Here is a 22,223-nt window from a genome sequence, read left to right on the forward strand (position 1 = left end):
GCGGTCGCCGGGGAGCCGACGCCCCGCCCTCCCGGCCGACGCCGGCCGACGCCGACCGGCGCCGGGCACGCGCTGGGTAGCATGGCGCCCACCTGGGCAGACCTCGTACCGGACGACCGCGCCCGGCCTCCGTCCGGCTCCGGTCCCGCCTCCCGCCCCCGCCCGCGCCCCCGCTTCGACGGATCGCGACCCGCGCACGACCATCGAAAGGCAGCACGCCATGACCGAGCAGGCCACCGTCCCCGTCGTCCGCCACGTCGACGACCGGCACCGCTACGAGATCCTCGTCGACGGGGAGCGCGCCGGACTCACCGCGTACCGGGACCGCGGGGAGCAGCGTGTGTTCTTCCACACGGAGGTCGGCGACGCCTACGCCGGGCGGGGCCTCGCGTCGATCCTCGTCCAGGAGGCGCTCACCGACGTCCGCGCCGCCGGGAAGCGCATCGTGCCCGTCTGCCCGTACGTCGCGAAGTTCCTCAAGGAGCACGACGAGTTCGCCGACCTCACCGACCCGGTGACGCCCGAGGTCACGCGGTGGCTGGACGGTGAACTGGGCCGCTGACGCTCAGGTCCCTCGCCGCTCCGGCCTTACACGCGCCCGGGGGCGGGCCGTGCCCATCGGTCCGACCGCTTCATCCGGTCGAGTGTGTCCCATACCGGTGCCGCCCCGTCCTCCTCCCCCCACGCGGACGTTCGGCGAGCGCCGGCGACCCGGCCTGGCCGCCGCGCGCGGGAGGGGATCAGGACGGGGTCAGCCGGTGCTGCCCGGGACCCAGTGGTTGTGCACCCCCATCACCCGCGGCCTGTCCGGCGAGGCCGGCCAGCCCTCCTCGGTGGCGATCGGCATCATCTTCTCGGCGAACGCGTTCATGTGCTGTTCGCTCTCCCAGATGTCGAAGATCTCCAGGCCGTCGTCGGTCGGCACGCACGCGTGGGACAGGCAGCCGTCGAAGATGCCGGGGACCTGCTGCAGCCGGGCGTTGAGGGCGTCGTACTGGTCCGTGGTGATGCCGGGGACGACGGCGTGGACGAAGATCGCCATGACGGTCTCCCTCGTACTCATGAGGCGGGCAGAGCCTTCTGTGCTGCCCCGTGGCGGCAACCCGCTCTCTGCCAGCACACCACGTCCGGCCCGGTACGGCATCCGACGGCCTCGTGACGGCATCCGATGGTCTCGTACGGCATCCGATGGTCCCGGTCCCGAACGGGGAGGGCGCCCCGACCCGTACGGGACCGGGCCCCGTACAGTGGCGGCCGCCGAAGGGCACCGGACGGCCGATCGGGGAGCACCGTGGGAGAAGGCACCGTGGGAAACAGGACGAGCGTCAGCACCGTCACCATGACCGTCGGGGACGACGAGCTCGCCCCGGAGCTGACCCATGCGCCGACCCGGCGGTGGCTCGCCACCCGGGGCCTCCCCGCCCGGCACCGCCTCATGACCTTCCGGCCGCTCGCCGAGGCACGCCTGCGGACGGTGCGTCAGTACCTCCTGGACCAGGGCGCGGACGCCGACGCGCTCGCCGAGGACATCGCGTCGCACCTCCTCCTCGGCCATCTGACGGCCGAGGGCGGCGAGGCGGACCAGGTCGTGCTCGACGGTGCCACCGGCCGGGTCTCCAGCCTGTGGCTCTACGAGAAGAACCCCGACAGCGCCGAGCTCTTCCCGCTGGCCTCCTCCGTCGAGGCCCTCGCCGGTCACCTGGAGACCGTCGACGACTTCGCCGCCCTGCGCGGGGACTTCGCCGACCTGTCCGGTGCCACCGGACCGGCGGCCGTCGCGGAGGCGGAGGCCCGGCTCGCGGCCCGCTTCGCCGAGGAGGACGGCCGGCCCGTCCCGGCGTTCTGGCGGATCGCCGCACGGATCCGCCCGCTGGCCCTGATCGCGGCGCCGGGGACGGACCTGCGGCTCGACCTGCCGAGCGGGCTGCTGGAGGAGGAGTTCGGGGCGGAGGAGATCGTGCGTATCGCGCCCGCCGGCCTGCCCGCCGTGCTGGAGCACGAGCCGACCCGGCGGTTCCTCACCGAGGTCGGACTGCCGCGGGACGCGGGCATGTTCGGCCTCTGGCGCGACGAATACCTCATGCGGCCCCTCGCCGAGACCGAAGAGGCCGGGACCGGGGCCGGGGCCACGCCCGGAGGCGACGGCGACCGCGGCACCCTTCCGGCCGACGCCGGGCTGCTCGTGTGTCTCGGCAGCCTCGTGCACGACTTCGAGGTCGTGATCCACGGCCGCACGGGCGAGCTCTACCACCGCCTCTACGACGGCGCCGCGATCACCCCGCTGAACGCCGACGTGTCCACCCTGGCCTTCACCCTGTGGCTGCACCACCGCGAGGGGCGGATCGACGCGGCCGAGGACTTCACCGATGGCTTCTACCTCTACCTCGCGGGCACGATGACCGAGGTCCTCGCCTCGGTCGACCCCGTCGCCTGCGCCCCCACCACCGATCCCGACGACTACCGCTACTGGCCCGAGGTGTTCCACGACGAGGCCGGCGGCGTGCTGTGACGACGGTGGCCTGACGACCGGAGCCTGGACTGGCCGGCCCTCGGCCGCGCGGTACGACGGCGAGCGGCGCGGTCGTCAGTCGTGGGTACGAGGCGTCCGGTGCGGTCGTCGGTGGTGGGGTACGAGGCGTCCGGTGCGGTCGTCGGTGGTGGGGTACGAGGCGTCCGGTGCGGTCGTCAGTCGTGGGGCACCACGGCGACCGGCGCCCTGACGTGGTGCAGCACCGCGTGGGCCACGCTGCCGAGGTGCGCGCCCAGCGCGGACCGCCGCGTGCGCCGCCCCACCACCAGGAGCGCGGCGCCCTCGGCGGCCCGGGCGAGCTCCTGCCCCGCCGAACCGGCCACCACATGCCCGGTGGCCGCCACACCGGGGAACCGCTCCCGCCACGGTTCGAGCAGCACGTCGAGCGAGCGCCGGGCCTCCGGGGCGACCGCCTGCCGGGCGTCCGGCGCCCCCGGCGACGACAGCCGGTCGTGGAGCGACGGCCGCCGCGCGTGGACGACCCGCACCTCGCCCCCGCGCGAGGCCGCCTCGGCGAAGGCGAACGCCACGACACCGTCCATGGGATCTCGCGGATCGACCCCGACGACGACCGGGCCGGTCCCGGGCGCGGTGCGGGCCCCGGCGCGGTCGTCGCCGGTGCCGTCCATTCCGGCGTGGCCCTCCGGCCCGCGGCCCTCACCTGCGCGGCCCTCCGCCCCGCGGCCCTCTCCCGCGCGGCCCTCCGGTCGGCGGCCCCCGACCGCATGCCCCTCCGGCCCGCGGCCGTCTCCCGCGCGGCCCTCACGGCCGGGTGGCGAGCCGGGGGCCCGGACCAGGACGACGGGCCGCTCGATCCGGCCCGCGACCGTCAGGCCGACCGAGCCGAGGAGATAGCCCGCCACTCCGCCCAGTGCCCGCGAGCCGAGGACCAGCAGGTCGCCGTCCTCCTCGGTGGCCAGGACCAGGCTCGTGACGGGGTCCGAGGGCAGCAGCCGGGTGGTGACCGAGAGGCCGGGACGGCTCGCGCGCAGGCGCGCCGCCGTGCGCGCGAGCAGTTCCTCGCCCCACGAGGTGTCCGGTTCCCGCGACACGAAGGGCACGAGCACGTCCGGCGACGGTTCCAGGACGTGCACCAGGCGCACCCCGGTGCCGCGCAGCACCGCCTCGTCCGCCGCCCACTCGGCCGCGGCGTCGGCCTGCTCCGTACCGTCCAGGCCGACCACGACCCGTCCCGCTTCCGCCATGCCCCTCACCTCTCCGCCGTCCGTCGCGGCCCGGGCGTGAACTCCGCCGCCGCGTCCACCACCCCGGGCACCGCGCGGGCGAGCCGCAGCGCCAGGTCCTCCGGCACGGACGCCGGCAGGCTGCCCGTGAGTGTCACTGCGCCGTCCGTGACCCGGACGGTGAGGTCCGCGTCGTCGCCCGGGGCCATGTGGGTGACCAGCTCGTGGCGCACGTCCTCGGCGACCTCGCTGTCCGAGCGCAGACAGGCCTTCAGCAGGTCGCCCCGGCTGACGACTCCGACCGGGCAGCCGTCCTCGTCGACCACCGGCAGCCGCTTGAGCCGTCCGCGTTCCATCAGCCGGGCCGCGCCCGCGATCGTGGCACCGCGCGGCACGGTCACGGCCGGCGCCGCCATCAGCCGGCCGGCCCTCGGCCCGCCGGGGTCCTCGCCGCCGAATACGGCGTTCTCCGACACCGTGCCGACGACCCGCCCCTCGGGCGAGACCACCGGCACCGTGTGCACGCCCCAGCGCCGCATGGACCGGGCGATCTCCCGCGCCGTGGCGTCCAGCGGCACGGACACCACGACGTGACTCATGACGTCGTCGACGGTGCGTGGATGCTTCATGACGGGCCTCCGGCCGCTGCCGCGCCTCCCGGTGCCGGGCGCTGTGCCCTCACCACGAGTGTGTGCCGCCGGGCCCCTCGCGCACCAGGGCCAACAGGGTCAACAGGGTCAACAGGGCCAACGGGGTCACCAGGGCCAACGGGGTCACCAGGGCTGACAGGGGCAACGGGTCACGCCGGACCCTCGCCCTCGCCCTCGCCCCGGCCCCGGCCCCGGCCCCGGCCCCGATCCCCGTCCCCGCCCCGGCCCCTTCTCCGGGCGCGCCCGCGGCCGTGGTCGTCGGCGTAGGCCGCGAAGACCTGCCCGGGCGTCCCCTCCGTGCGCAGGAAACGCTCGTCGAGCACCACCGCCAGGTCGTCCAGGGCGGTGCGCAGCACCGACGCGGAGAGGCGCATGTCCGGATGGCGTGCCTCCGCGGCCTGGTCGGCGAGGCCCACCGCGTGGCCGAGCTGGAGCGGCAGCGAGGTGCGCTCGTCCACGTCGTAGAAGTAGTACGACTCGGGGTACTGGAGGAAGTCGACCGTGATCGTGGACAGGGCGGACGCGAGCCCGTCGAGGAGCGCCGCGCCGCCGTCGGAGTCGAGGGCCCGGGCGGTGGCCCGGCTGCGGCGCACATGGGACAGCCGCAGGGCCAGCGCCCGGCGGCGGGCCAGCGCCGGATAGACGCCGAGGATCCAGGCCACGGTCGCCGACAGCAGTACGAAGCCCACCAGCGCCTCCATGGGGGCGAGCACCCGCAGCCAGCCGGAGGTCGGCGCGATGTCCCCGAGCCCGAGCGTGGCGAGGGTGACCAGCGAGACGTAGAGCGCGTCGACCGGGCTCGCGTGCTCGGAGGGCTCCAGCTCCGAGGAGTACGAGAAGTCGTCCGGCATGTGGGGCCAGTAGATGAGCGCCCATCCCACGGACACGGTCAGCGCCCAGACGGCGAGGACGGCCACCATGCCCATGGGGCCCGCGAGACCCGTCGGCCGCCACCGCGGGCCGATGCGCGCCGAGAGCCGCCACAGGGACATCATGACCAGCCTGCTCAGACCGCCGTGCCGGGTCGGGTGCCAGAGCGTCTGGAAGAGGTCGCGCAGGACGAACAGGACCAGCAGGACGCCCGCGACCATCGGCAGCCAACTCATGGGGGCCTCCTTCCCCGTACCGCGTGGCCCTCACCTGCCGTCGCCGGTCTCGGCCCTGCGGCGCTCACTCCCTGCCGCCGGTCTCGGCCCTGCGGCGCTCACTCCCTGCCGCCGGTCTCGGCCCCGTGGCGGTCACTCCCCGCCGCCGGTCTCAGCCCCGTGGCGGTCCGTCGGGCCGGAGCCGGTCCGGCCGTGGTGTGTCCGATGCGGCCGTGCGCGCCTCGATCCGGTGCCGTACGACGGTGGTGAGGGCCGCCAGGCGCGTCGACGGCGTGGCGCGAGGGGCCACCGGCGCCTCGACGCGTCGGGCTTCCTCCGGCAGCTGGGCGGCATCCGCCTCGAAGCGCGCCCGGGCCGCGGCGAGGGTGTCCGGCGGTTCCACCCGCAGGCCCCGGCGCATCACGGTCCGCAGCAACGGTTCCGTGCCGGCGGGCGGTTCCTCGTTCGCCAGACCGATGACGTCCCGCAGTCCGGGACCGCGGAAGACCTGCTTGGGTCCCGGTGCCGTCGCCTTGGCCGCCGAGAGCTTCATGACGGGCCGTCCGTCGTACTCCACGAGCTTGTACGCGGCGTCCAGCGACGGCGCGCCGGCTGCCACCCCGACCTTCGTGCCCAGGGCGAAGACGTCGATCGGCGCCTCCTGCCGTACGAGCGCGGCGACCGCGTACTCGTCCAGGCCGCCGCTCGCCACGATCCGCACGTCCGCGAGCCCCGCCCCGTCCAGCACCGCTCGGGCGCGGCGGGCCTGCCCGGCCAGGTCGCCGCTGTCGAGCCGGATCCCGCACCCGGGACCGAGGCCGAGGTCGGCGAGGACGCGCGCGGCCGCCGCCACGCCCCGGTCGGTGTCGTACGTGTCGACGAGGAAGGTCACGGGCCCGGAGTGGGCGCGCGCGAAGGCCCGGAACGCCTGCTCCTCGGAGGCGAACGCCTCGACGTACGAGTGCGCCATCGTCCCCGCGGCGGGAATGCCGTACCGCTGGGCGGCCGCCACGTTGCTGGTGCCGGTGAAACCGACCAGCGCGCACAGGCGCGCCGCCTGGAGCCCCGCCTCCGGCCCGTGCGCGCGGCGCAGCGAGAAGTCGACGAGCGGACGCCCGCCGGCGGCCAGCACGCAGCGGGCCGCCTTGGACGCGACCGCCGTCTGGTGGCACAGCAGCGACAACAGGCACGTCTCCACCAGCTGGGCCTGCGGCAGAGGGGCGGTGACCTCCACCAGCGGCTCGCCGGCGAGGACGAGACGCCCTTCGGGAACGGCCCGGACCTCGCCGTCGAAGGTCAGCCCGCGCAGCGGCTCCACCTCCGCGACGGGCCGGCCGAGCACCCGGGCGAACGCCTCGACGTCGGAGCGGTCCACCAGGAACCGCGCGAGCCGGTCGAGCGCCGGTTCGAGCCCCGCGGCCACCAGGAACCCGCGCTCCGGAGGCAGGTCGCGCACGAAGAGGCTGAAGGTGGCCGGTGCCCGCATGTCCTCCCGCAGGTACGAGAGCGCCATGGTGACCTCGTACAGGTCGGTGGCGGTCACCTCGGACATGCTTCGAGCATGCGCGGTCGTCCCGCCTTCCGCACGACCGGGCCGTCGGCCTCGTGGTCGAGGGCGGGCCTCCACCTGGTCCCCGAGGTCGTCGCGGGCCGCTGACGCGGGCGGGGGCACCGGCGTGCCGGGCGGGCGCGGTCGGGCGAGAGTGGACGGATGGACGTCGAGGAGGTCACCACCGAGCTGTACGGGCTGCCGCCGACGGAGTTCGTCGCCGCCCGCAACGCCCAGGTGGCGCGGGCGCGCAAGGAGAAGGACGCGGACGCGGCCCGCCGCATCGCCGCCCTGCGCCGGCCGACGCTGGCGGTGTGGGCCGTGAACCTCCTCGCCCGCGACGAGCCGGAGCAGACCGGCCGGCTGCTCGCGCTCGGCGAGACCCTGAGGGAGGCCACCCGCACGCTTGACGCCGCACAGCTGCGCGAGGCGAGCGGGCAGCAGAACCGTGTCCTCGCCGCCCTGGCCCGCCGGGCCGCCGCCCTGGCCGGCGAGGCGGGGCATCCGGTGGGCGGCGCCGTCCTGGGGGAGGTCGAGCAGATCCTGCGCACCGTCCTCGCCGACGCGGACGTCGCCGAACAGTGGGCGGCGGGCCGGCTGACGGAGGCGCCGGAGCCGGTGTTCGGCTTCGGCGCGGTCATTCCCGAGGCGCCGGTCCCGCCTTCCCGCCCCGCCGCCGCACCGCCGCGTGCGGACAAGGCCAAGGACACAAAGGAAGGGAGGGGCGCCGAGAAGGAACGACAACGGCAGCGGGAACGGGAACGGCAGCGGGAAGAAAGGGAGCGGGAACGGCAGCGGCAGCGGGAGGGGGAGCGGGAACGCGAGCGGCAGCGGGAGGCGGAACGGCAGCGGGAACGGCAGCGGCGTCTGGAGCGGGCCCGCGAGCGTGCGGCGAAGGCCGAGGAGGAGGCGCACGCCCGCGAGGAAGCCGCCCGGACGGCCGAGGAGGCCGCCGAGGCCGCCGCCCAGCGGGCCGAGGAAGCCGACGCGCACGTCACCGACCTGGAACGGCGCCTCGCCGAAGCGCGCCGGTCCCGCGAGGACGCCCTCGCGTCCGCCGACACCGCCCGCCACGAGGCCGACGCCGCCCGCGACGCCGCCGATGAAGCCCGGCGTGCGGCGGACGAGGCGTCCGACGCCGTGCGGGGGCTCGCCGAGAGCACTGATCCGGCGTAGGCCGGCCCGGCAGCGCGCCCAGTCGCCCACGGTGAGCACGGCGATGCCGGCCGCCAGCGTGATCACGGTCAGGATGACGAGCGACACCGGCGGCGCCGGGACCACGCTGGTGATATCACCCGCCCGGGCGGCGGCGACGCCCCTCCCGTTCTGCCGGGCGGGCGTCCGGACGCTCCAGGTGGTGTCGGACCGCCCCGGCGGCGCGTCCGGGACGGCGGCGGCGCGGGCGGACACGCCCGCTCGGACCGCTCGCTGCCGGCGGAGCCGAACCGGAAGGCGCGGGCATGCCCTCGGCCCCTCGCCGTACCCGCCAGGTAGGCCGACGGCCGGGCGCCCGATCGCGGCCGGCCACGGCCACCGCCCGCGCCGCCGAGCCGGACATCACCTGGAGGCGTCAGCGGGCCGGTGTGATCCCCACGGCCCCGGCCCGGGCCGGCGGCTGCGGTGGAGCCGGGCCGATGACGGCGGCGACCGGACGGCAGGAGACGGCTTCCGGAGGGCCGAAGGGCGTAGCCGTCGCTGAGGACGACGGTGAGGACGACGGTGGGGTCACGGCGCTGTGGGAGGACCCGGTGCGGCGGGCGCCGCGCGGATCCCGACGCCCGTGTCCGTACCGCCGCCGCCGGAAAGCCGGTGGATCACCGGCGCGGGACCCTCGCGTGTTACTTGTCGGTACGGGATGATGGCGCCCCAACCAACCACACGGCGGGGGCTGATGCAGCGGTGACGACTTCCGAGGAACGGACCTTCGGGGAACGGACGAGGGTGCACGCCTTCCGGGACGACGCCCTGGGCGAGCACGACGCCGTCGGACTCGCGGCGGCGATCCGGCGTGGCGAGGTCGGCGCCGCCGAGGCCGCCCGGGACGCGGCCGAGCGGGTACGGGAGGTCGAGGCCCGGCTCCACGCCGTCGAGGTGTACGCGGACGCCCCGGGGCCCGCCGGCGGCGCGGGCACCGGGCCCTTCGCCGGGGTGCCGACCTTCGTCAAGGACAACACCGACCAGCGCGGCCTGCCCACCGGCCACGGCAGCGCCGCCTTCACGCCGAGGGCCGCACGCCGGGACGCGCCGTTCGTCCGGCAGTTCCTGAGCAGCGGCGTCACGGTCCTCGGCAAGACCCGGCTGCCCGAGTTCGGCTTCAGCCCGACCACGGAGTTCGAGGGCGCCGAGCCCGTCCGCAACCCGTGGCACACCGACCACTCGGCGGGCGGTTCCTCGGGCGGCAGCGCGGCGCTCGTCGCCGCCGGGGCGGTGCCCATCGCGCACGCCAACGACGGCGGCGGATCGATCCGGATCCCCGCCGCCTGCTGCGGGCTCGTCGGCCTCAAGCCGACCCGGGGCCGGGTCGTGCCGAACGCCCAGAGCCGCCAACTCCCGCTCGACATCGTCTCCGACGGCATCGTGAGCCGCACCGTACGGGACTCGGCCGCCTTCCTCGCCGCCGCCGAGACCTACCGGCGCAACCCGAAGCTGCCGCCCGTCGGCCTCGTCGAGGGGCCCTCGGGGCGGCGGCTGCGCATCGGCTTCCTCGCCGACTCGCCGAACGGCGTCCCCACCGACACCGCCACCCGGGCGGCCGTCACGGAGACCGCCGCCACGCTCGAACGGCTCGGCCACACCGTCGAGCCGGTCGAGCTGGCCCTCGACCCCCGCTTCACCCAGGACTTCCTCGTCTACTGGGGGCTGCTGTCGTTCCTGCTCGGCCTCACCGGCCGCACCCTCGGCACGGACTTCGACCGGCGCCGCATGGACGGCCTCAGCCGGGGCCTGCGCGAGACCTACCTCGAACACTGGCGCCGCACCCCGGGCGTGCTGCGCCGGCTGAAGCGCACCACCGTGGCGTACGCCGCGGCCTTCCGCGGACTGGACCTGATCCTGACCCCCGTACTCGCCCACACCACGCCCCGGATCGGCCACCTCAGCCCGACCGTGCCCTACCCGGAGCTGGTCGAACGGATCCTCGCGTACGTCGCCTTCACCCCGATCAACAACGTGGTCGGCACGCCGTCGATCTCGGTCCCGGCCACGCGCACCACCGAGGACGGGCTGCCCATCGGCGTCATGCTCTCGGCCCGGCCGGGCGACGAGCGGACCCTCCTGGAGGCCGCGTTCGCCCTGGAGGCGGAGCAGCCCTTCCGGCGCATCCAGGACGTGTGACACCGACGGCGGGGGGCCAGGCCCCGACGGGCCTGACCCCCCGCCCCGCCGGCCGAGGCCGGGTCAGCGCGCGGACGTGTGCCCGATGACGCTCTCCGAGGAGTTGCCGGAGATGGTGGTCACCGGCGCGTCTCCGCTGCCCGAGCCGTGGGCCGAGCCCTGGTCGGGGGCGAGGAGACCCATCAGCGGCAGCTGGGTGTCGGCCGCGGCGGGAGCCGCGGAGGCGAGGGCGGCGGCGCCGGCGACGGCCGCGGCGCCCAGAACACGGTGCATGATCCTGGTCATGCCCGGCCAACGACGGCACGCCCCGCGGGTCACGGCCACCGGCGCGCGCCGCCCCGTGGCGCGCTCCACGGGTCACGGCCACCGGCGCGCGCCGTCCCCGTGGCGCGCCCTGCGGGTCAGGGTCACCGGCGCGCGCTGTCCCCGTCCGCTCCGGCGGCACCCACCACACCCGGCAGCTGGACCCGGGAGCGGATCTGCAGGCGCGCGTAGATGTTCCGCAGATGGTGGTCGATGGTCCGGGGGCTCAGGACGAGCCGGTCGGCGATCTCCTGGTTGGTGGCGCCCTGGGCGGCGAGACGGGCGATCCGCTGCTGCTGCGGCGTGAGTTCCCGCAGCGCGTCGGGGCGGTCCGTCGCGCCCGCGACCTCGCCGCCGGTCGCCCGCAGCTCGGCACGGGTCCGCTCCGCCCAGCCCGTCGCCGCCGCCCGCTCGAACGTCACCAGGGCGTCGCGCAGCGGACCGCGCGCCTCGCTGGGGCGGCGATGGCGCCGCAGCCAGCAGCCGTACGCGAAGAGGGTACGGGCGCGCTCGAAGTCGTTGCCGCACTCGTCGTGCCGGCGGACCGCCTCCTCGAACCAGTACCCGGCACGCGGGCCCTCCGCGAGCAGGGCCCGGCAGCGGGCGAGCCGGGGCGGCGCCGCACGGTCGAGGCCCTGGGCCGCCCACACCGCGTACTCCTCGGTCGCCGCCCGCGCCTCCGCGTACCGGCCGGAGGCCACGGCCGCCTCCACGAAGCAGGGCACCACCAGCATCCGCAGCGCGAAATGCCCGCCCCGGGGGCCGGTGCGGACCAGCGGCATGAGCCGGGCGGCCGCCTGAGCGGCGAGCCCACGCCCGAGATCGGCCCGCGCCAGCGCCCACTCGGCGAGCGTCGCCGCCTGGACGAGCCCGTGCGGGCGGGCCGTCGCCAGGGCGCGCTCGGCGTGCTCGGCGACGCCCGGCGCGTCGTCGGTGACCGATGCCACGAGCGCCAGTACGGCGTGCTGATGGGCCGCCACGTTCGCCTGGCCCGTCCGCTCCGCCTCGCCCAGGCCCTCCCGGGCGTGCCGCGCCGCCCGGCCGTAGCGGCCGGCCCGCAGTTCGGCGTAGGCGAGGTGCTCCAGGGCATGCGGCAGCAGGGCGACCCGGTCCTCGGCCCGGGCCAGCGCGAGCGCCCGCGCGTGGAGCCGGGCCGCAGCCGTCGTCGCACCCAGCACGAGCGCGGCGGACCCGGCCCGCAGCAGCAGCCGCGGCTCGTCCTCGGCGCCGTCCACGGCGACCACCCGGGTCAGCAGGCCACGCGCCTCGTCCGGTCGTCCGCCGAGCGCCGCGCACAGCCCCTCGGCGAAGTCGCGCTCCGTGCCGAGCGCGCCCCTCGCGCCGTCGAGGGCGGCCAGACAACCGGGGGCGTCCCCCGCCGCCCAGGCGGCCTCCATCGCGAGGAACCGCGCGTCGGCCGCCTCCGCCGGCGCCCCCTCCCGCAGCAGCGTCGCCGCCTCCAGCAGTGCCTCGTACGCGTCCGTCACCGGCCCGCCCGCCAACGCCGCCGTCCCCCATACGAGATGAGCCCTGCCCCGCCCGACGGCGCTCCCCGGCTCCGGCTCCGGCGCCTCTGCGGGCGCGGCCGGGCGGGGCGCGGTTGCGGGCACGGGCCCGGCGGGGGAGCGGGGCGGGTCGGCCCGGCCGGGGCGGCGTGCCGGGGACGAGGGCGGGGGCGGGGCGAGGGCGGTGCGGGCGAGGAAGGGGTCGGCGAAGCGGAGGGTGTCGCCGGTGCGCCGGAGCAGGCCGTCCGCGATCAGGCCGTCCAGCGCGTCGGCCGGGGTGCGAGCGGCCCGCGCGGCCGCCAGGACCGTGTCCACCCGGACGGGCGAGGGCCCGCCGGGCAGGGCGGCCACCAGGGCGAGCAGACGGCGGCCGTCGGCGGGCAGGGAGCCCAGGAGCCCGCCGTACACCTCGTGGAGGACGGCCGCGTCGACCACGGGCGCCGGCGGTCGGTCCGCGCCGGAGAGCTGAGCCGGGCTCAGGCGCCGTACGGCCGCGGTGAGGACGCCCGGGTGGCCGGCCGTCTCGTGGAGCAGGAGGTCCGCGACCTCGGGCGCCACGGACACCGGACTCAGTTCGCGGAGCAGGGCCCGCGCACCGGCCGGGGTCAGGCGGCCGAGGCGGACGGTGCCGGCTTCCGGCAGCTCGGGCAGCCGGTGGTGCCGGGCGGCCGACACCAGCCAGCCCGTGCCCGGCCGGCCCGCCCGCCCGCGGTCCTGCCAGGCCGCGGCGAGGGCGGCCCGCGAGTGCGCGTCCCACAGGTGCAGGTCGTCCACACAGACCAGGACCGCCGGTCCGGGGCCGGTGCCCGACACCAGACCGGCCACGGCGGCGCCGAGCCCGCTCTCGCCCCGCGCCTGCCGCAGCGCCCGCCGTGCCGCCGAGGCCGAGGGCGCGAGGGCCGTCAACAGCGCCCGCGCCCCGCTCCACGGCACCCGGTGGCCGGGCGCCGCCACCTGGTACGCGGCTCCGGGAAAGTCACCCGCCGCCCTGGCCAGGAGCGCGGTGCGGCCCGTACCGGGGTCTCCGGTGACGAACAGGACGCCGCCGCTTCCTTCGACGGTACGGGCCGACAGGCCGGCCACGGCGGCGAGTTGGGGCGCCCGGTCGTACAGGCGGGGGCGGCCGGGGGCGGCGGCAGGCGTCGCTCCGTTCACCCCGCCCACGTTACTGGGCCGTAGGGACGGGGGGAAGGTCCCCGGGTCTGGGCGGTGGCCCAGGCCCGGGAGACGCGGTCTGTGACCCCGCACAGATCGCACACAACAAGCAGACCGCAGACCGCTCGGACCGTACGGACCGCCTGGACAGCTCGGCCCGCTCGGACTGCTCGGACTGCTCGGACCGCTCGGCCGCTGAGGCCGCTCAGGAACCGAGCGGGCAGCTGCCGCGGTACTCCTCGATCGTCAGGCTGGGGCGGGGCAGCGGGCAGAGGAACTGCTCGTAGCGGGTGTCGTCGTCGATGAACCGCTTCAGCCAGGACAGGCTGTACTTGGCGATGGTCGTGTCGGACGTGTTCGGGGTGAAGTGGGTGGCCCCGTTGAGCTCCAGGTACGCCTTGTCGAGCGAGTTCGGCAGGCTCTCGTAGAAGGGCTCGGAGTGCGTGGCGACGGGGGCGACGGTGTCGCCGTCCGCGCCGATGACGAGCGTGGGCGTGGCGATCTCCGGCCAGGTCTTGTCGGTGTTCCAGCCGGTGAGGGGCACGGCCGCCTTCAGGGACGGCCGGCTCTTCGCCGCTTCGAGCGAGCCGCCGCCGCCCATGGAGTGCCCCATCACCCCGAGCCGGCTCGCGTCGACCCGGCCGCGCACGGAGCTGCGCTGCGTCAGGTAGTCGAGCGCGGCGAGGAGTTGCCGGCCCCGGCTGTCGGGCTGGTCGAGCGTGGTGTTGGTGTCGATGGTGAACACCACGAAGCCCTGGGACGCCAGCCGCGGGCCCAGCCAGGCGATGGAGGACTGGGTCGCGGTGAAGCCGGGGGAGATCGCCACCGCGCCGAAGGTGCCGTCGCTGGTGGTCGTCGGGTAGTAGATGGTGCCGCCGCCGAAGCCGGTGACGAGGAGGGAGGAGACGCTGGTCTGGGAGACGGCGTACGGGCCGCGCGGCGCCTCGATGCTCGCCGTGGTGGGGGCCGGGCCGCGTTCGTACGGGTTCTCCGCCGCCGCGGCGGCCGTGGTGCGGGCGGCCGTGGTGTCGGCGGCCGTGGCGCCGGGCGCGAGGAGCAGGGCGAGGCAGGCGGAGACCGCGGCCGAGGCCGCGAATGCGGAAAGGTGTCGTCGCACGACGAGTCGTCCTCTCGTGTCGTGTGGCGACCGCCTCCGACAGGGCCGGTCGGCGGTCGCGCCCTGGACTGGCCCGGCCACTGTCCAGGCGCCACGCCCCGCCGGCATCGGCGAAACCACCGGCCCCGCGCGCCGCGGCCCGGGAGACCCGCACGGGACGGCCCCCTCCTGGGGCGCGGTCGTCGGGGGAGAGGGCGGGGTCGTAGTCTGCCCGCATGGCACAGGCACACGAGGACGCGTCGGCCGTGACGATGGCGGCCCTCTTCGAACCCGAGCCGGACCGCTGGGGCCTGCGCGGCGACCCCTGGGTGTGGCGGGCCCTTCGCGACCGTCTGTCCGCCACGGACGTACCGCCGTCCGCCGACACGGCGGCCGCCCTGCTGCGGGCGGCGTTCGCCGAACTCGTGGGCGTCGACCTCGACACGGACGAGTCCTCCGTCCACCGGGAGCGGTTCGCCCACGGCGGGATGTCCAGCGGCATGGTCCACCTGGACACATGGCGCGAGCGGCTGATGCCGCTGCTGGTGGAGCGGGCCAGGACCGTGTCGCCGTCCGCCTGACGGCCGGGCCCGTGTCGGCGTCCGCCTGTCCGCCGCCCTGAGCACGGTCCCTGACGGCGGGTCACCCGCCGTCGGACCCGCCGCCGGACCACGCCGGGCCGACCGCCGGACCCGCCGCCGGACCCCGCCGGGCGGACCCCCCGACCCGCCCCGCAGACCCCACCGGGCCGGTCGCCGGACCACGCCGCCGTGTTCGGCGGCGGGTCCGGCGCCTCCGCGGATCCTCCGGCGGGCCGTCAGTCGTCGAGGGCGTCCAGGACCTCGCCGAGGTCGACGAACTTGAAGCCGGTCGCGTCGCGTTCGCCGTCCTCCGGGTTCGCGTGGCCGTCCTGGACGACCAGGAGACCGTTCGGGTACCGGCTGCCCAGCGGGGCGTTGAGGGCGGCGGCCCCGTCGCATTCCTCGGAGCCGTCGAGGACGGCGTCGGCGGCCGTCACGCGGAAGCCGCCCTCGTACTCGTTGGCGTCGCCGATCTCGCGGTCGTACGCGGCGAAGGTGTCGTCGCCCTGGCTGGAGGCGAGCAGATAGCCGTCGCCGTCCGGCTCGTGGACCAGGGTCAGCCCCTCGACGTCGGCGGTCAGCCGGTCACCGCCGAAGCCGGGGTCGGCGCCCGGGGCGCACTCCTCGGTCTCCTCGTCGTAACGGCCGGGCACGCCGTACTCGCGGACCTTGTCGACCAGGACCGGGGTGCCCGTCAGGTCGGCGCGCAGGCGCCAGATGCCGACGTCCTCCTGGCCGGCGTAGAGGATGCCGTTGGCCGGGTCGACCACCATGCCCTCGACCTGCGGCAGCTCGCCCGGCTCGGCGCACGGCGACCAGGAGGTGCCGTTCGGGAGCCGGAAGGAGGAGGGCAGGTCGAGGGTGCGCACGGTGCGGTAGGTGACGGTGCCGGAGGCCGTCGGCAGGATCTCCAGGAGGGCGACGCGGGTCGTCTCGCGCCGGCTGACGAGCGCGTACGAGCGGCCGGTGGACCGGTCGGTCCAGGTGGCGAGGCCGTACGCGGTCCGCTGCTCGTTCACCTCCGCCTGGTCGGCCGAGAAGACGGGAGCGACGGCCGGATCCGTGACGTCCCTGAGCGGGCCGCCGGGGCGGTCCCGGTCGATGCGGTAGAAGCGCAGCCGGTCGTTGCCGCGGTCGCTCGTCACGGCGAGGTCGGCGCGGCCGGTGGAGAACCGCAGGCCCTGCACCAGGTCGACGTTGTTGAACCGGCCGGGGGCGTCGTCGGCGCCGGGACCGGCCGGGGCCGGGATCGACTGGACCTCGCGCGCGTCGAGGTCGTACACCCGCAGTCCGCCCTCCTTGGCGGTGGCGACGACGAGGCTGCGACCCGGGTCGGCGGCGTTGCGCCAGATCGCCGGGTCGTCGGCGTCGGCGTTGCCGCCCTCCTCGTCGTCGTACAGGGCGGCCGTCTCCGCGCGGGCCGTGACCGAGGGCAGGTCGCTCAGGTGCGCGGCCTGCGCCTGCCAGGGCGACAGCACGGCGAGCACCGAACCGACGGCCGCGGCGAGGACACCCGACCTCCGCGTACGGGACTGGGGCACGGCGGAACTCCTTCATGTCGTGAACACGTCGCGCACATGCTTCGGCCGGAGCGTGAAGAGCTCCGGCCGAAGCATGCACCGCCGGTCGAACGCGACATGAACAGCTCGCCTACGGCGTTCGAGATCTAGGACGTGCCGCCGCGCCGGCCGTTCCGCCCGGCCCGCGCGCCCTGGGCGGCACGCTGACCGCCCTGCGTACGCTGACCGGACTGTCCGCCCTGGCCACGCTGGCCGCCCTGCGTACGCTGCCCGCTCTGCCCGGCCTGCGTAGGCTGGCCGCTCTGTCCGGCCTGTGTGCGCTGCCCGTGCTGCGCGCCCTGACCGCCGCGCTCGCGGGTCTCGGTCCCGGCCGCCGTCGGGCGGCCCGCACCGGTCCTGCGGCGGCGGCTCGCCGGCGTGCCCTGACCTTCGGTACCGGCACCTGCACCTGCACCTGCGCCGGCTCCGGACGCCGCGCCGGTGCCGCGTGCGGCACCCTTCCTGCGCGAGGGGCGGGACGAGGACGCCTTCGGCTGGGCCGGCTGCGGGACCTCCAGGACGACGGGCACGCCGGAGGGCTCGCGGGCGCCCGTGATCACGGACAGCTCGGGGGCACTGGAGGTGACCCGGGTGGTGCGCGGCTGGATGCCGGCGTCCGACATCAGCCGGCTGACGTCCCGCTTCTCGTCGGGCAGCACCAGCGTCACCACGCTGCCCGAGCTGCCGGCCCGGGCCGTGCGGCCGCCCCGGTGGAGGTAGTCCTTGGGGTCGGTCGGCGGGTCGACGTTCACGACGAGGTCGAGGTCGTCGACGTGTATGCCACGGGCCGCGACGTTCGTCGCCACCAGCGCGGTGACCCGGCCGTCCCGGAACTGCTCCAGGGTCCTGGTCCGCTGCGACTGGGAACGGTCCCCGTGCAGCGCGGCCGCGCGGACGCCGGACGCCAGCAGCCGCTTGGCGAGCCGGTCCGCGGCCCGCTTGGTGTCCAGGAAGAGGATCACCCGGCCGTCACGCGCCGCGATCCGCGTGGTCACGGCCTTCTTGTCGGTCTCGTCCAGGACGTGGAGCAGATGGTGCTCCATGTCCGCGACGGCGCCCGCGTTCGGGTCCACCGAGTGCACGACCGGGTCGGTCAGGAAGCGCTGCACCAGCTTGTCGACCGTGGCGTCCAGGGTGGCCGAGAACAGCAGACGCTGCCCGTCGGCCGGCACCTGCCGCATGACCTGGGTGATCTGCGGCAGGAACCCGAGGTCGGCCATCTGGTCGGCCTCGTCGAGCACCGTGACGCGTACGTCGCCGAGCAGACAGTCGCCCCGCGCCACCAGGTCGTTGAGCCGGCCCGGCGTGGCCACGAGCACATCCGTGCCGCGCCGCAGGGTCGCGGCCTGCTTGGTCACCGAAAGGCCGCCGACCACACTGGCGAGCCGCAGATTGACGGCCGTCGCGTAGGGGGCCAGCGAGTCCGCCACCTGCTGGGCGAGTTCCCGCGTGGGCACGAGCACCAGGCCGAGCGGCGCCTTGGACTCCGCGCGCAGACCCGCCGTGCGGGCGAGCAGCGCCAGACCGAACGCGAGCGTCTTGCCCGAGCCGGTGCGCCCGCGGCCCAGCACGTCACGGCCGGCGAGCGCGTTGGGCAGGGTGGCGGCCTGGATGGGGAACGGGACGGTCACGCCCTGTGCCGCCAGGGTCTTCGTCAGCGCCGCCGGCATGTCGAGCGCGGCGAAGTCCGCGACGGGCGGAAGCGCGGGCGTCGTCGTCTCGGGAATGCGGAATTCCCTCGGCGGTGACGCGGGGCGCGAGGACGATGACGAGCGCCGGTTCGAATTCTGGGGCCTGCGGGACATCCCGATTTTAATCTGCCTTCCTGGAAGCAACACGAAAACAGGGGTCCGCACCGTCACGGTGCGGACCCCTGGCAAGCGGACACGCGTCCGAAGATCAGGCGGGGACGATGTTCTCCGCCTGCGGGCCCTTCTGGCCCTGCGTGACGTCGAAGGAGACCCGCTGGCCCTCCTGGAGCTCACGGAAGCCCTGGGTGGCGATGTTCGAGTAGTGGGCGAAGACGTCGGGGCCGCCGCCGTCCTGCTCGATGAAGCCGAAGCCCTTTTCGGCGTTGAACCACTTGACGGTTCCCTGTGCCATGACAATCTCCTCGTGGTAGGCAGAGGCCCCATCCGGAGATGCCGGAAAAACAACAATGCGCCTGCAGGAGAAACATTTCCCGTCAGGCGCACATGGGTTCATGGGTACCAAAACTGCAACTCCTGAACCCTAACACAGATCGCGGGCCCGTGTGAGGGACACCCGTCACACGGGGACGTCGGGTCTGATGTAATCGTCGCCGGACGGGTGCCCGGGGGAGCGAACCGGGAGTGAACTCGGGTGCAGGGGACACCGGTTGCCGGGAGGGGGCGGCGTTGGAAGAGCTGGCGGCGGCGGACCCGCGGCGGGTGGGGCGCTACCGGATCCTCGCGCGCCTGGGCGCGGGCGGAATGGGCCGGGTGTACCTGGGCCGTTCCACCAGCGGCCGCATGGTCGCCGTGAAGGTGGTGCGCGCCGAGCTGGCCGAGGATCCCGACTTCAGGCGCCGTTTCGCCCGCGAGGTGGACCTGGCCCGGCGGGTCACGGGCTTCTTCACCGCGGCCGTCGTCGACGCCGACCCGGAGGGTTCGCCCGCCTGGCTCGCCACCGCCTACGTGCCCGGCATGCCGCTCGACGCGGCCGTCCGCGCCCACGGCGCCTGGCCCCGGCGCTCGCTGCTCGTGCTGGGAGCCGGCCTGGTCGAGGCCCTGGAGGCCATCCACGGCGCGGGACTCGTCCACCGGGACCTCAAGCCGTCGAACGTGCTGCTCGCCGCCGACGGGCCGCGCGTGATCGACTTCGGCATCTCGATCGCCTCCGAGGCGAGCGTCCTGACCCAGACCGGCATGGTGATCGGCACCCCGGGCTTCATGTCGCCGGAGCAGATCACGGGCGCGACGGTCGGACCGGCCAGTGACGTCTTCTCCCTGGGGGCGGTCCTGGCCTTCGCGGGCACCGGATCCGCCCCCTTCGGCACGGGCTCCCCGCACTCGGTGAACTTCCGCGCCGTCTACGAGGCGCCCGCGCTCGACGGGCTGCCCGAGGGTACGGAATTCGTCGGCCGGTGCCTGGAGAAGGACCCCGGCCGGCGGCCGACCGTCCCGGAGCTCCTGGCCGAGTTCGCGCAGACGCTCGGCGAGACGGCCGGGCAGACGTACGCGGGCGGTCTGCCGAACCCGACCGCGTGGCTGCCCGAGGCGGTGGCCCTGGCCCTGACGACGCCGGCGGCCTCCGACCCCGTACCGGTGCCGGACGCGGTGGCCGCGCCGGCGCCTGATCCCGTACGGGCTCCGGCGCCGACGCCCGATCTCGTACCGGCTCCGGATTCCGGGCCCGCGCCGGATCCCCTGCCCGGGCCCGGGCAGGGGGCGGCGCCGGAGTCCGCAGCGGCGCAGGAATCCGTACCCGAGGCGGGTCGTGTACCCGAGCCCGGACCCGTACCGGAGTCGGCGCCCGCGGCCGCGTCGGCGCCTGGTCCCGCACCCGCGCCCGAGCCCGGCCCTGTACCCCCGTCCGAGCCCGTACCGGTGCCCACGCCAGGTCCCGTACCGGCGCGGGAGCCCGCAGGGGAGCCGGCGTCCGAGTCCGGTTCCGTACGGGAGTCGGTGCCCGCGCCCGAGGCGGTCGTGCCCGACCCCCGGATCTCGCTGAGCAAGCGGCCCGACCCGGCACCGGCCGCGCCGGACGCCCCGCCCGCCCCTCCCGCTCCGGCGACTTTGCCGGTCGGGCCGGCCGCCACCGCGCCGGTCCCCGTCACCCACAGGACGGCCGGGCAGGCGCCCTCGGGGCCCACGGCGCCGTCGCGGCTCCCCGGCCGGCTCCCCGGCCGGAGCCGGGTCCGCCGGCTCGTCGCCGTCGCGCTCGCCGCGGCCCTCGTCACGGGCGGTGGCATCACCGCCCTCCTCGCCTCCGACCTGGGCAAGGGCACGTCCGGTCAGCAGGCGCGGGGTGGCGGCCCGAGCGGCTCCGGCGGCGCCGCCACCGGCTTCGACGCCGCCGTGGGCAACGTCGTCAACGCGTCCGCCAAGAGGGGCGGCACGCTCCGGCTGCACAGCAGCGAGGACGCCGACTCGTGGGACCCGGCCCGCTCCTACTACGGCTGGGTCTGGAACTTCCAGCGCCTCTACACCCGCACGCTCCTGACGTACGACGCCAAGCCGGGCAAGGCCGGCCTCGCCCTCGTTCCCGATCTGGCCGCGGCCCAGCCGGAGGTCTCGCCCGACGGCAGGACGTACACCTTCCGGCTGAAGTCCGGCCTCACATTCGAGGACGGCAGCCCGATCACGTCCAAGGACGTCAAGTACGGCATCGAGCGCGGCTTCGCCATCGACGTCGTCAACGGCGGCCCCGTGTACCTCGCCGAGGTACTGGACCAGGGCCAGAACTACCAGGGGCCGTACAAGGACAGGAGCGCGACCGGCCTGAAGTCGGTGCTCACGCCGGACGACCGGACGATCGTCTTCCGGCTGGCCCGGGCGGACACCCGCTTCCCGTACCTGCTGGCCATGACGGCGGCCGCGCCCGTGCCCCGTGAGCGCGACAACGGCGACCGCTACGGCATGAAACCGGTCTCGTCCGGCCCGTACAGGTTCGCCTCGTACAAGCCGGGGCAGGCGCTCGCGCTCGTCCGCAACGAGAACTGGGACCGGGCCACCGACCCGGTGCGCAAGGCCCTGCCGGACCGGATCGAGCTGACCATCACCGGCAACGCCGAGGAGCTGGCCGGACGGCTCCTCGACGGCTCGGGCACCGTGGACCTCGACGCCCGGCAGGGCGGGCTGCCGGCGAGCGCCGTGGCCAAGGTCATGCAGGACGAGAAGCTGCGGGCCCACGCGGACGCCCCCCACAACGGCTACGTACGGTTCGTCACGCTCGTGTCGAAGACCGCTCCGTTCGACAACGCGCACTGCCGCAAGGCCGTCATGTACGCGGCCGACACCAAGGCCCTCCAGTACGCGCGAGGCGGCCCGACCGCCGGCACCCCGCAGGGCACCGTGCTGCCGCCGACCGTTCCCGGCGCCGACGCCTACGACCCCTTCGGCCTGACCGCGGGCGCACCGCGGCGCGACAAGGCGAAGGCGGAGCTGCGGGCCTGCGGCCGGCCGAACGGCTTCAGCGTCAAGTTCGCCGTGCGCAACACCAGCCCCAAGGAGGTCCAGTCCGCCGAGGCGCTGCGGCAGGCACTCGAGGCCGTCGGCATCACCGTCGAGATCGACCAGATGGACGCCGTGGAGTTCTTCGAGATGGTCGGCTCTCCCGCCGAGATCAGGAAGAAGGGTTACGGCCTGCTGGCGCTCGGCTGGAGCGCCGACTTCCCGCACGGCTCCGGCTTCCTGCAGCCCCTCGTCGACGGACGGCTCATCACACCGGCCGCCAACTCCAACTACGCGCAGATCGACGACCCCGGCATCAACGCGCTCCTGGACGAGGCGAAGGCCGAGACCGACCTCGCCGAGGCCACCGCGCTCGTCCGGCAGATCAACCACAAGGTCGCCGACGGCGCCTACTACCTGCCGGTCGTGGCCGAGAAGGTCCTCAACTACCGCAACCCGCGGCTGACCAACGCGTACGTGCACGAGGCATACGGCATGCTCGACTTCCAGGCCCTGGGTACCAGCGACGGGAAGTGACGTCCAGGGGCGGCACCGGGA

Annotated in this window: 17 protein-coding genes; 6 read left to right on the plus strand and 11 right to left on the minus strand. The window is 75.6% G+C overall.

Features of this window, described 5'->3' with window-relative positions:
• Positions 1 to 220 precede the first annotated feature (220 nt).
• Positions 221 to 562 (plus strand): GNAT family N-acetyltransferase, encoded by a 342-nt coding sequence (locus tag ABTZ91_RS04000; RefSeq protein WP_352075532.1) that lies wholly within the window; start codon positions 221 to 223, stop codon positions 560 to 562.
• Between the two features lie 189 nt (positions 563 to 751).
• On the opposite strand, the gene ABTZ91_RS04005 is transcribed toward ABTZ91_RS04000, so the two are convergent.
• Positions 752 to 1,042, minus strand: a complete 291-nt coding sequence (locus tag ABTZ91_RS04005) for a hypothetical protein (protein WP_352075533.1) — start codon at positions 1,040 to 1,042, stop codon at positions 752 to 754.
• 264 nt (positions 1,043 to 1,306) lie between these two features.
• On the opposite strand from ABTZ91_RS04005, the gene ABTZ91_RS04010 reads away from it, so the two are divergent.
• On the plus strand, positions 1,307 to 2,509 hold the full coding sequence (locus ABTZ91_RS04010) for an SUKH-4 family immunity protein (protein ID WP_352075534.1): 1,203 nt from the start codon (positions 1,307 to 1,309) through the stop codon (positions 2,507 to 2,509).
• 176 nt (positions 2,510 to 2,685) lie between these two features.
• Here the strand turns inward: ABTZ91_RS04010 and ABTZ91_RS04015 are convergent, their stop codons facing one another.
• The 4 genes from ABTZ91_RS04015 to ABTZ91_RS04030 all read right to left on the minus strand — a co-directional run bounded on the left by ABTZ91_RS04015 (position 2,686) and on the right by ABTZ91_RS04030 (position 7,001).
• Positions 2,686 to 3,735, minus strand: coding sequence for a universal stress protein (locus ABTZ91_RS04015; protein ID WP_352075535.1), 1,050 nt, complete (start codon positions 3,733 to 3,735; stop codon positions 2,686 to 2,688).
• A 5-nt stretch (positions 3,736 to 3,740) separates the two neighbouring features.
• Positions 3,741 to 4,343, minus strand: coding sequence for a CBS domain-containing protein (locus ABTZ91_RS04020; protein WP_352075536.1), 603 nt, complete (start codon positions 4,341 to 4,343; stop codon positions 3,741 to 3,743).
• Between the two features lie 170 nt (positions 4,344 to 4,513).
• Complete coding sequence (locus ABTZ91_RS04025) at positions 4,514 to 5,470, minus strand: potassium channel family protein (protein WP_352075537.1); 957 nt, start codon at positions 5,468 to 5,470, stop codon at positions 4,514 to 4,516.
• A gap of 151 nt (positions 5,471 to 5,621) precedes the next feature.
• On the minus strand, positions 5,622 to 7,001 hold the full coding sequence (locus tag ABTZ91_RS04030) for a nicotinate phosphoribosyltransferase (protein WP_352075538.1): 1,380 nt from the start codon (positions 6,999 to 7,001) through the stop codon (positions 5,622 to 5,624).
• Positions 7,002 to 7,160: 159 nt separating this feature from the next.
• Here ABTZ91_RS04030 and ABTZ91_RS04035 point away from each other — a divergent pair, with 159 nt between their 5' ends.
• Together ABTZ91_RS04035 and ABTZ91_RS04040 are read left to right on the plus strand one after the other, a co-directional pair.
• The gene (locus ABTZ91_RS04035; RefSeq protein WP_352075539.1) at positions 7,161 to 8,174 is read left to right on the plus strand and encodes a hypothetical protein; all 1,014 of its coding nucleotides are present in this window, start codon (positions 7,161 to 7,163) and stop codon (positions 8,172 to 8,174) included.
• A gap of 723 nt (positions 8,175 to 8,897) precedes the next feature.
• Positions 8,898 to 10,331 (plus strand): amidase, encoded by a 1,434-nt coding sequence (locus ABTZ91_RS04040; RefSeq protein ID WP_352075540.1) that lies wholly within the window; start codon positions 8,898 to 8,900, stop codon positions 10,329 to 10,331.
• Between the two features lie 63 nt (positions 10,332 to 10,394).
• Here ABTZ91_RS04040 and ABTZ91_RS04045 read toward each other — a convergent pair whose 3' ends face one another.
• The 3 genes from ABTZ91_RS04045 to ABTZ91_RS04055 form a co-directional block, all read right to left on the minus strand.
• A complete protein-coding gene (locus tag ABTZ91_RS04045; protein ID WP_352075541.1) occupies positions 10,395 to 10,604 on the minus strand; it encodes a hypothetical protein in 210 nt (69 codons plus the stop codon).
• Between the two features lie 134 nt (positions 10,605 to 10,738).
• The gene (locus ABTZ91_RS04050; RefSeq protein ID WP_352075542.1) at positions 10,739 to 13,294 is read right to left on the minus strand and encodes a LuxR C-terminal-related transcriptional regulator; all 2,556 of its coding nucleotides are present in this window, start codon (positions 13,292 to 13,294) and stop codon (positions 10,739 to 10,741) included.
• A gap of 205 nt (positions 13,295 to 13,499) precedes the next feature.
• Complete coding sequence (locus tag ABTZ91_RS04055) at positions 13,500 to 14,411, minus strand: alpha/beta hydrolase (protein WP_352075543.1); 912 nt, start codon at positions 14,409 to 14,411, stop codon at positions 13,500 to 13,502.
• A 215-nt stretch (positions 14,412 to 14,626) separates the two neighbouring features.
• Between ABTZ91_RS04055 and ABTZ91_RS04060 the strand changes: the two genes are divergently transcribed.
• Complete coding sequence (locus ABTZ91_RS04060; protein ID WP_352075544.1) at positions 14,627 to 14,971, plus strand: hypothetical protein; 345 nt, start codon at positions 14,627 to 14,629, stop codon at positions 14,969 to 14,971.
• A 236-nt stretch (positions 14,972 to 15,207) separates the two neighbouring features.
• On the opposite strand, the gene ABTZ91_RS04065 is transcribed toward ABTZ91_RS04060, so the two are convergent.
• The 3 genes from ABTZ91_RS04065 to ABTZ91_RS04075 form a co-directional block, all read right to left on the minus strand.
• Positions 15,208 to 16,512 (minus strand): phytase, encoded by a 1,305-nt coding sequence (locus ABTZ91_RS04065; RefSeq protein WP_352075545.1) that lies wholly within the window; start codon positions 16,510 to 16,512, stop codon positions 15,208 to 15,210.
• 125 nt (positions 16,513 to 16,637) lie between these two features.
• Positions 16,638 to 18,335 carry a DEAD/DEAH box helicase gene (locus tag ABTZ91_RS04070; protein WP_352075546.1) on the minus strand — a complete coding sequence of 566 codons (1,698 nt, stop codon included), beginning with the start codon at positions 18,333 to 18,335 and terminating at the stop codon, positions 16,638 to 16,640.
• 94 nt (positions 18,336 to 18,429) lie between these two features.
• On the minus strand, positions 18,430 to 18,633 hold the full coding sequence (locus tag ABTZ91_RS04075; protein ID WP_030069301.1) for a cold-shock protein: 204 nt from the start codon (positions 18,631 to 18,633) through the stop codon (positions 18,430 to 18,432).
• A gap of 275 nt (positions 18,634 to 18,908) precedes the next feature.
• Here ABTZ91_RS04075 and ABTZ91_RS04080 point away from each other — a divergent pair, with 275 nt between their 5' ends.
• On the plus strand, positions 18,909 to 22,202 hold the full coding sequence (locus ABTZ91_RS04080; protein WP_352075547.1) for an ABC transporter substrate-binding protein: 3,294 nt from the start codon (positions 18,909 to 18,911) through the stop codon (positions 22,200 to 22,202).
• The last annotated feature ends 21 nt before the right edge of the window (positions 22,203 to 22,223 follow it).

The organism is Streptomyces sp. NPDC126499 (genome assembly GCF_040302485.1).
Classification (GTDB): domain Bacteria; phylum Actinomycetota; class Actinomycetes; order Streptomycetales; family Streptomycetaceae; genus Streptomyces.

Coding starts and splice junctions, on each gene's coding strand:
- ABTZ91_RS04000 (WP_352075532.1), top strand. CDS start 221: ATGACCGAGCAGGCCACCGTCCCCGTCGTCCGCCACGTCGACGACCGG.
- ABTZ91_RS04025 (WP_352075537.1), bottom strand. CDS start 5,470: ATGAGTTGGCTGCCGATGGTCGCGGGCGTCCTGCTGGTCCTGTTCGTC.
- ABTZ91_RS04070 (WP_352075546.1), bottom strand. CDS start 18,335: ATGTCCCGCAGGCCCCAGAATTCGAACCGGCGCTCGTCATCGTCCTCG.
- ABTZ91_RS04075 (WP_030069301.1), bottom strand. CDS start 18,633: ATGGCACAGGGAACCGTCAAGTGGTTCAACGCCGAAAAGGGCTTCGGC.
- ABTZ91_RS04005 (WP_352075533.1), bottom strand. CDS start 1,042: ATGGCGATCTTCGTCCACGCCGTCGTCCCCGGCATCACCACGGACCAG.
- ABTZ91_RS04020 (WP_352075536.1), bottom strand. CDS start 4,343: ATGAAGCATCCACGCACCGTCGACGACGTCATGAGTCACGTCGTGGTG.
- ABTZ91_RS04045 (WP_352075541.1), bottom strand. CDS start 10,604: ATGCACCGTGTTCTGGGCGCCGCGGCCGTCGCCGGCGCCGCCGCCCTC.
- ABTZ91_RS04015 (WP_352075535.1), bottom strand. CDS start 3,735: ATGGCGGAAGCGGGACGGGTCGTGGTCGGCCTGGACGGTACGGAGCAG.
- ABTZ91_RS04060 (WP_352075544.1), top strand. CDS start 14,627: ATGGCACAGGCACACGAGGACGCGTCGGCCGTGACGATGGCGGCCCTC.
- ABTZ91_RS04035 (WP_352075539.1), top strand. CDS start 7,161: ATGGACGTCGAGGAGGTCACCACCGAGCTGTACGGGCTGCCGCCGACG.
- ABTZ91_RS04030 (WP_352075538.1), bottom strand. CDS start 7,001: ATGTCCGAGGTGACCGCCACCGACCTGTACGAGGTCACCATGGCGCTC.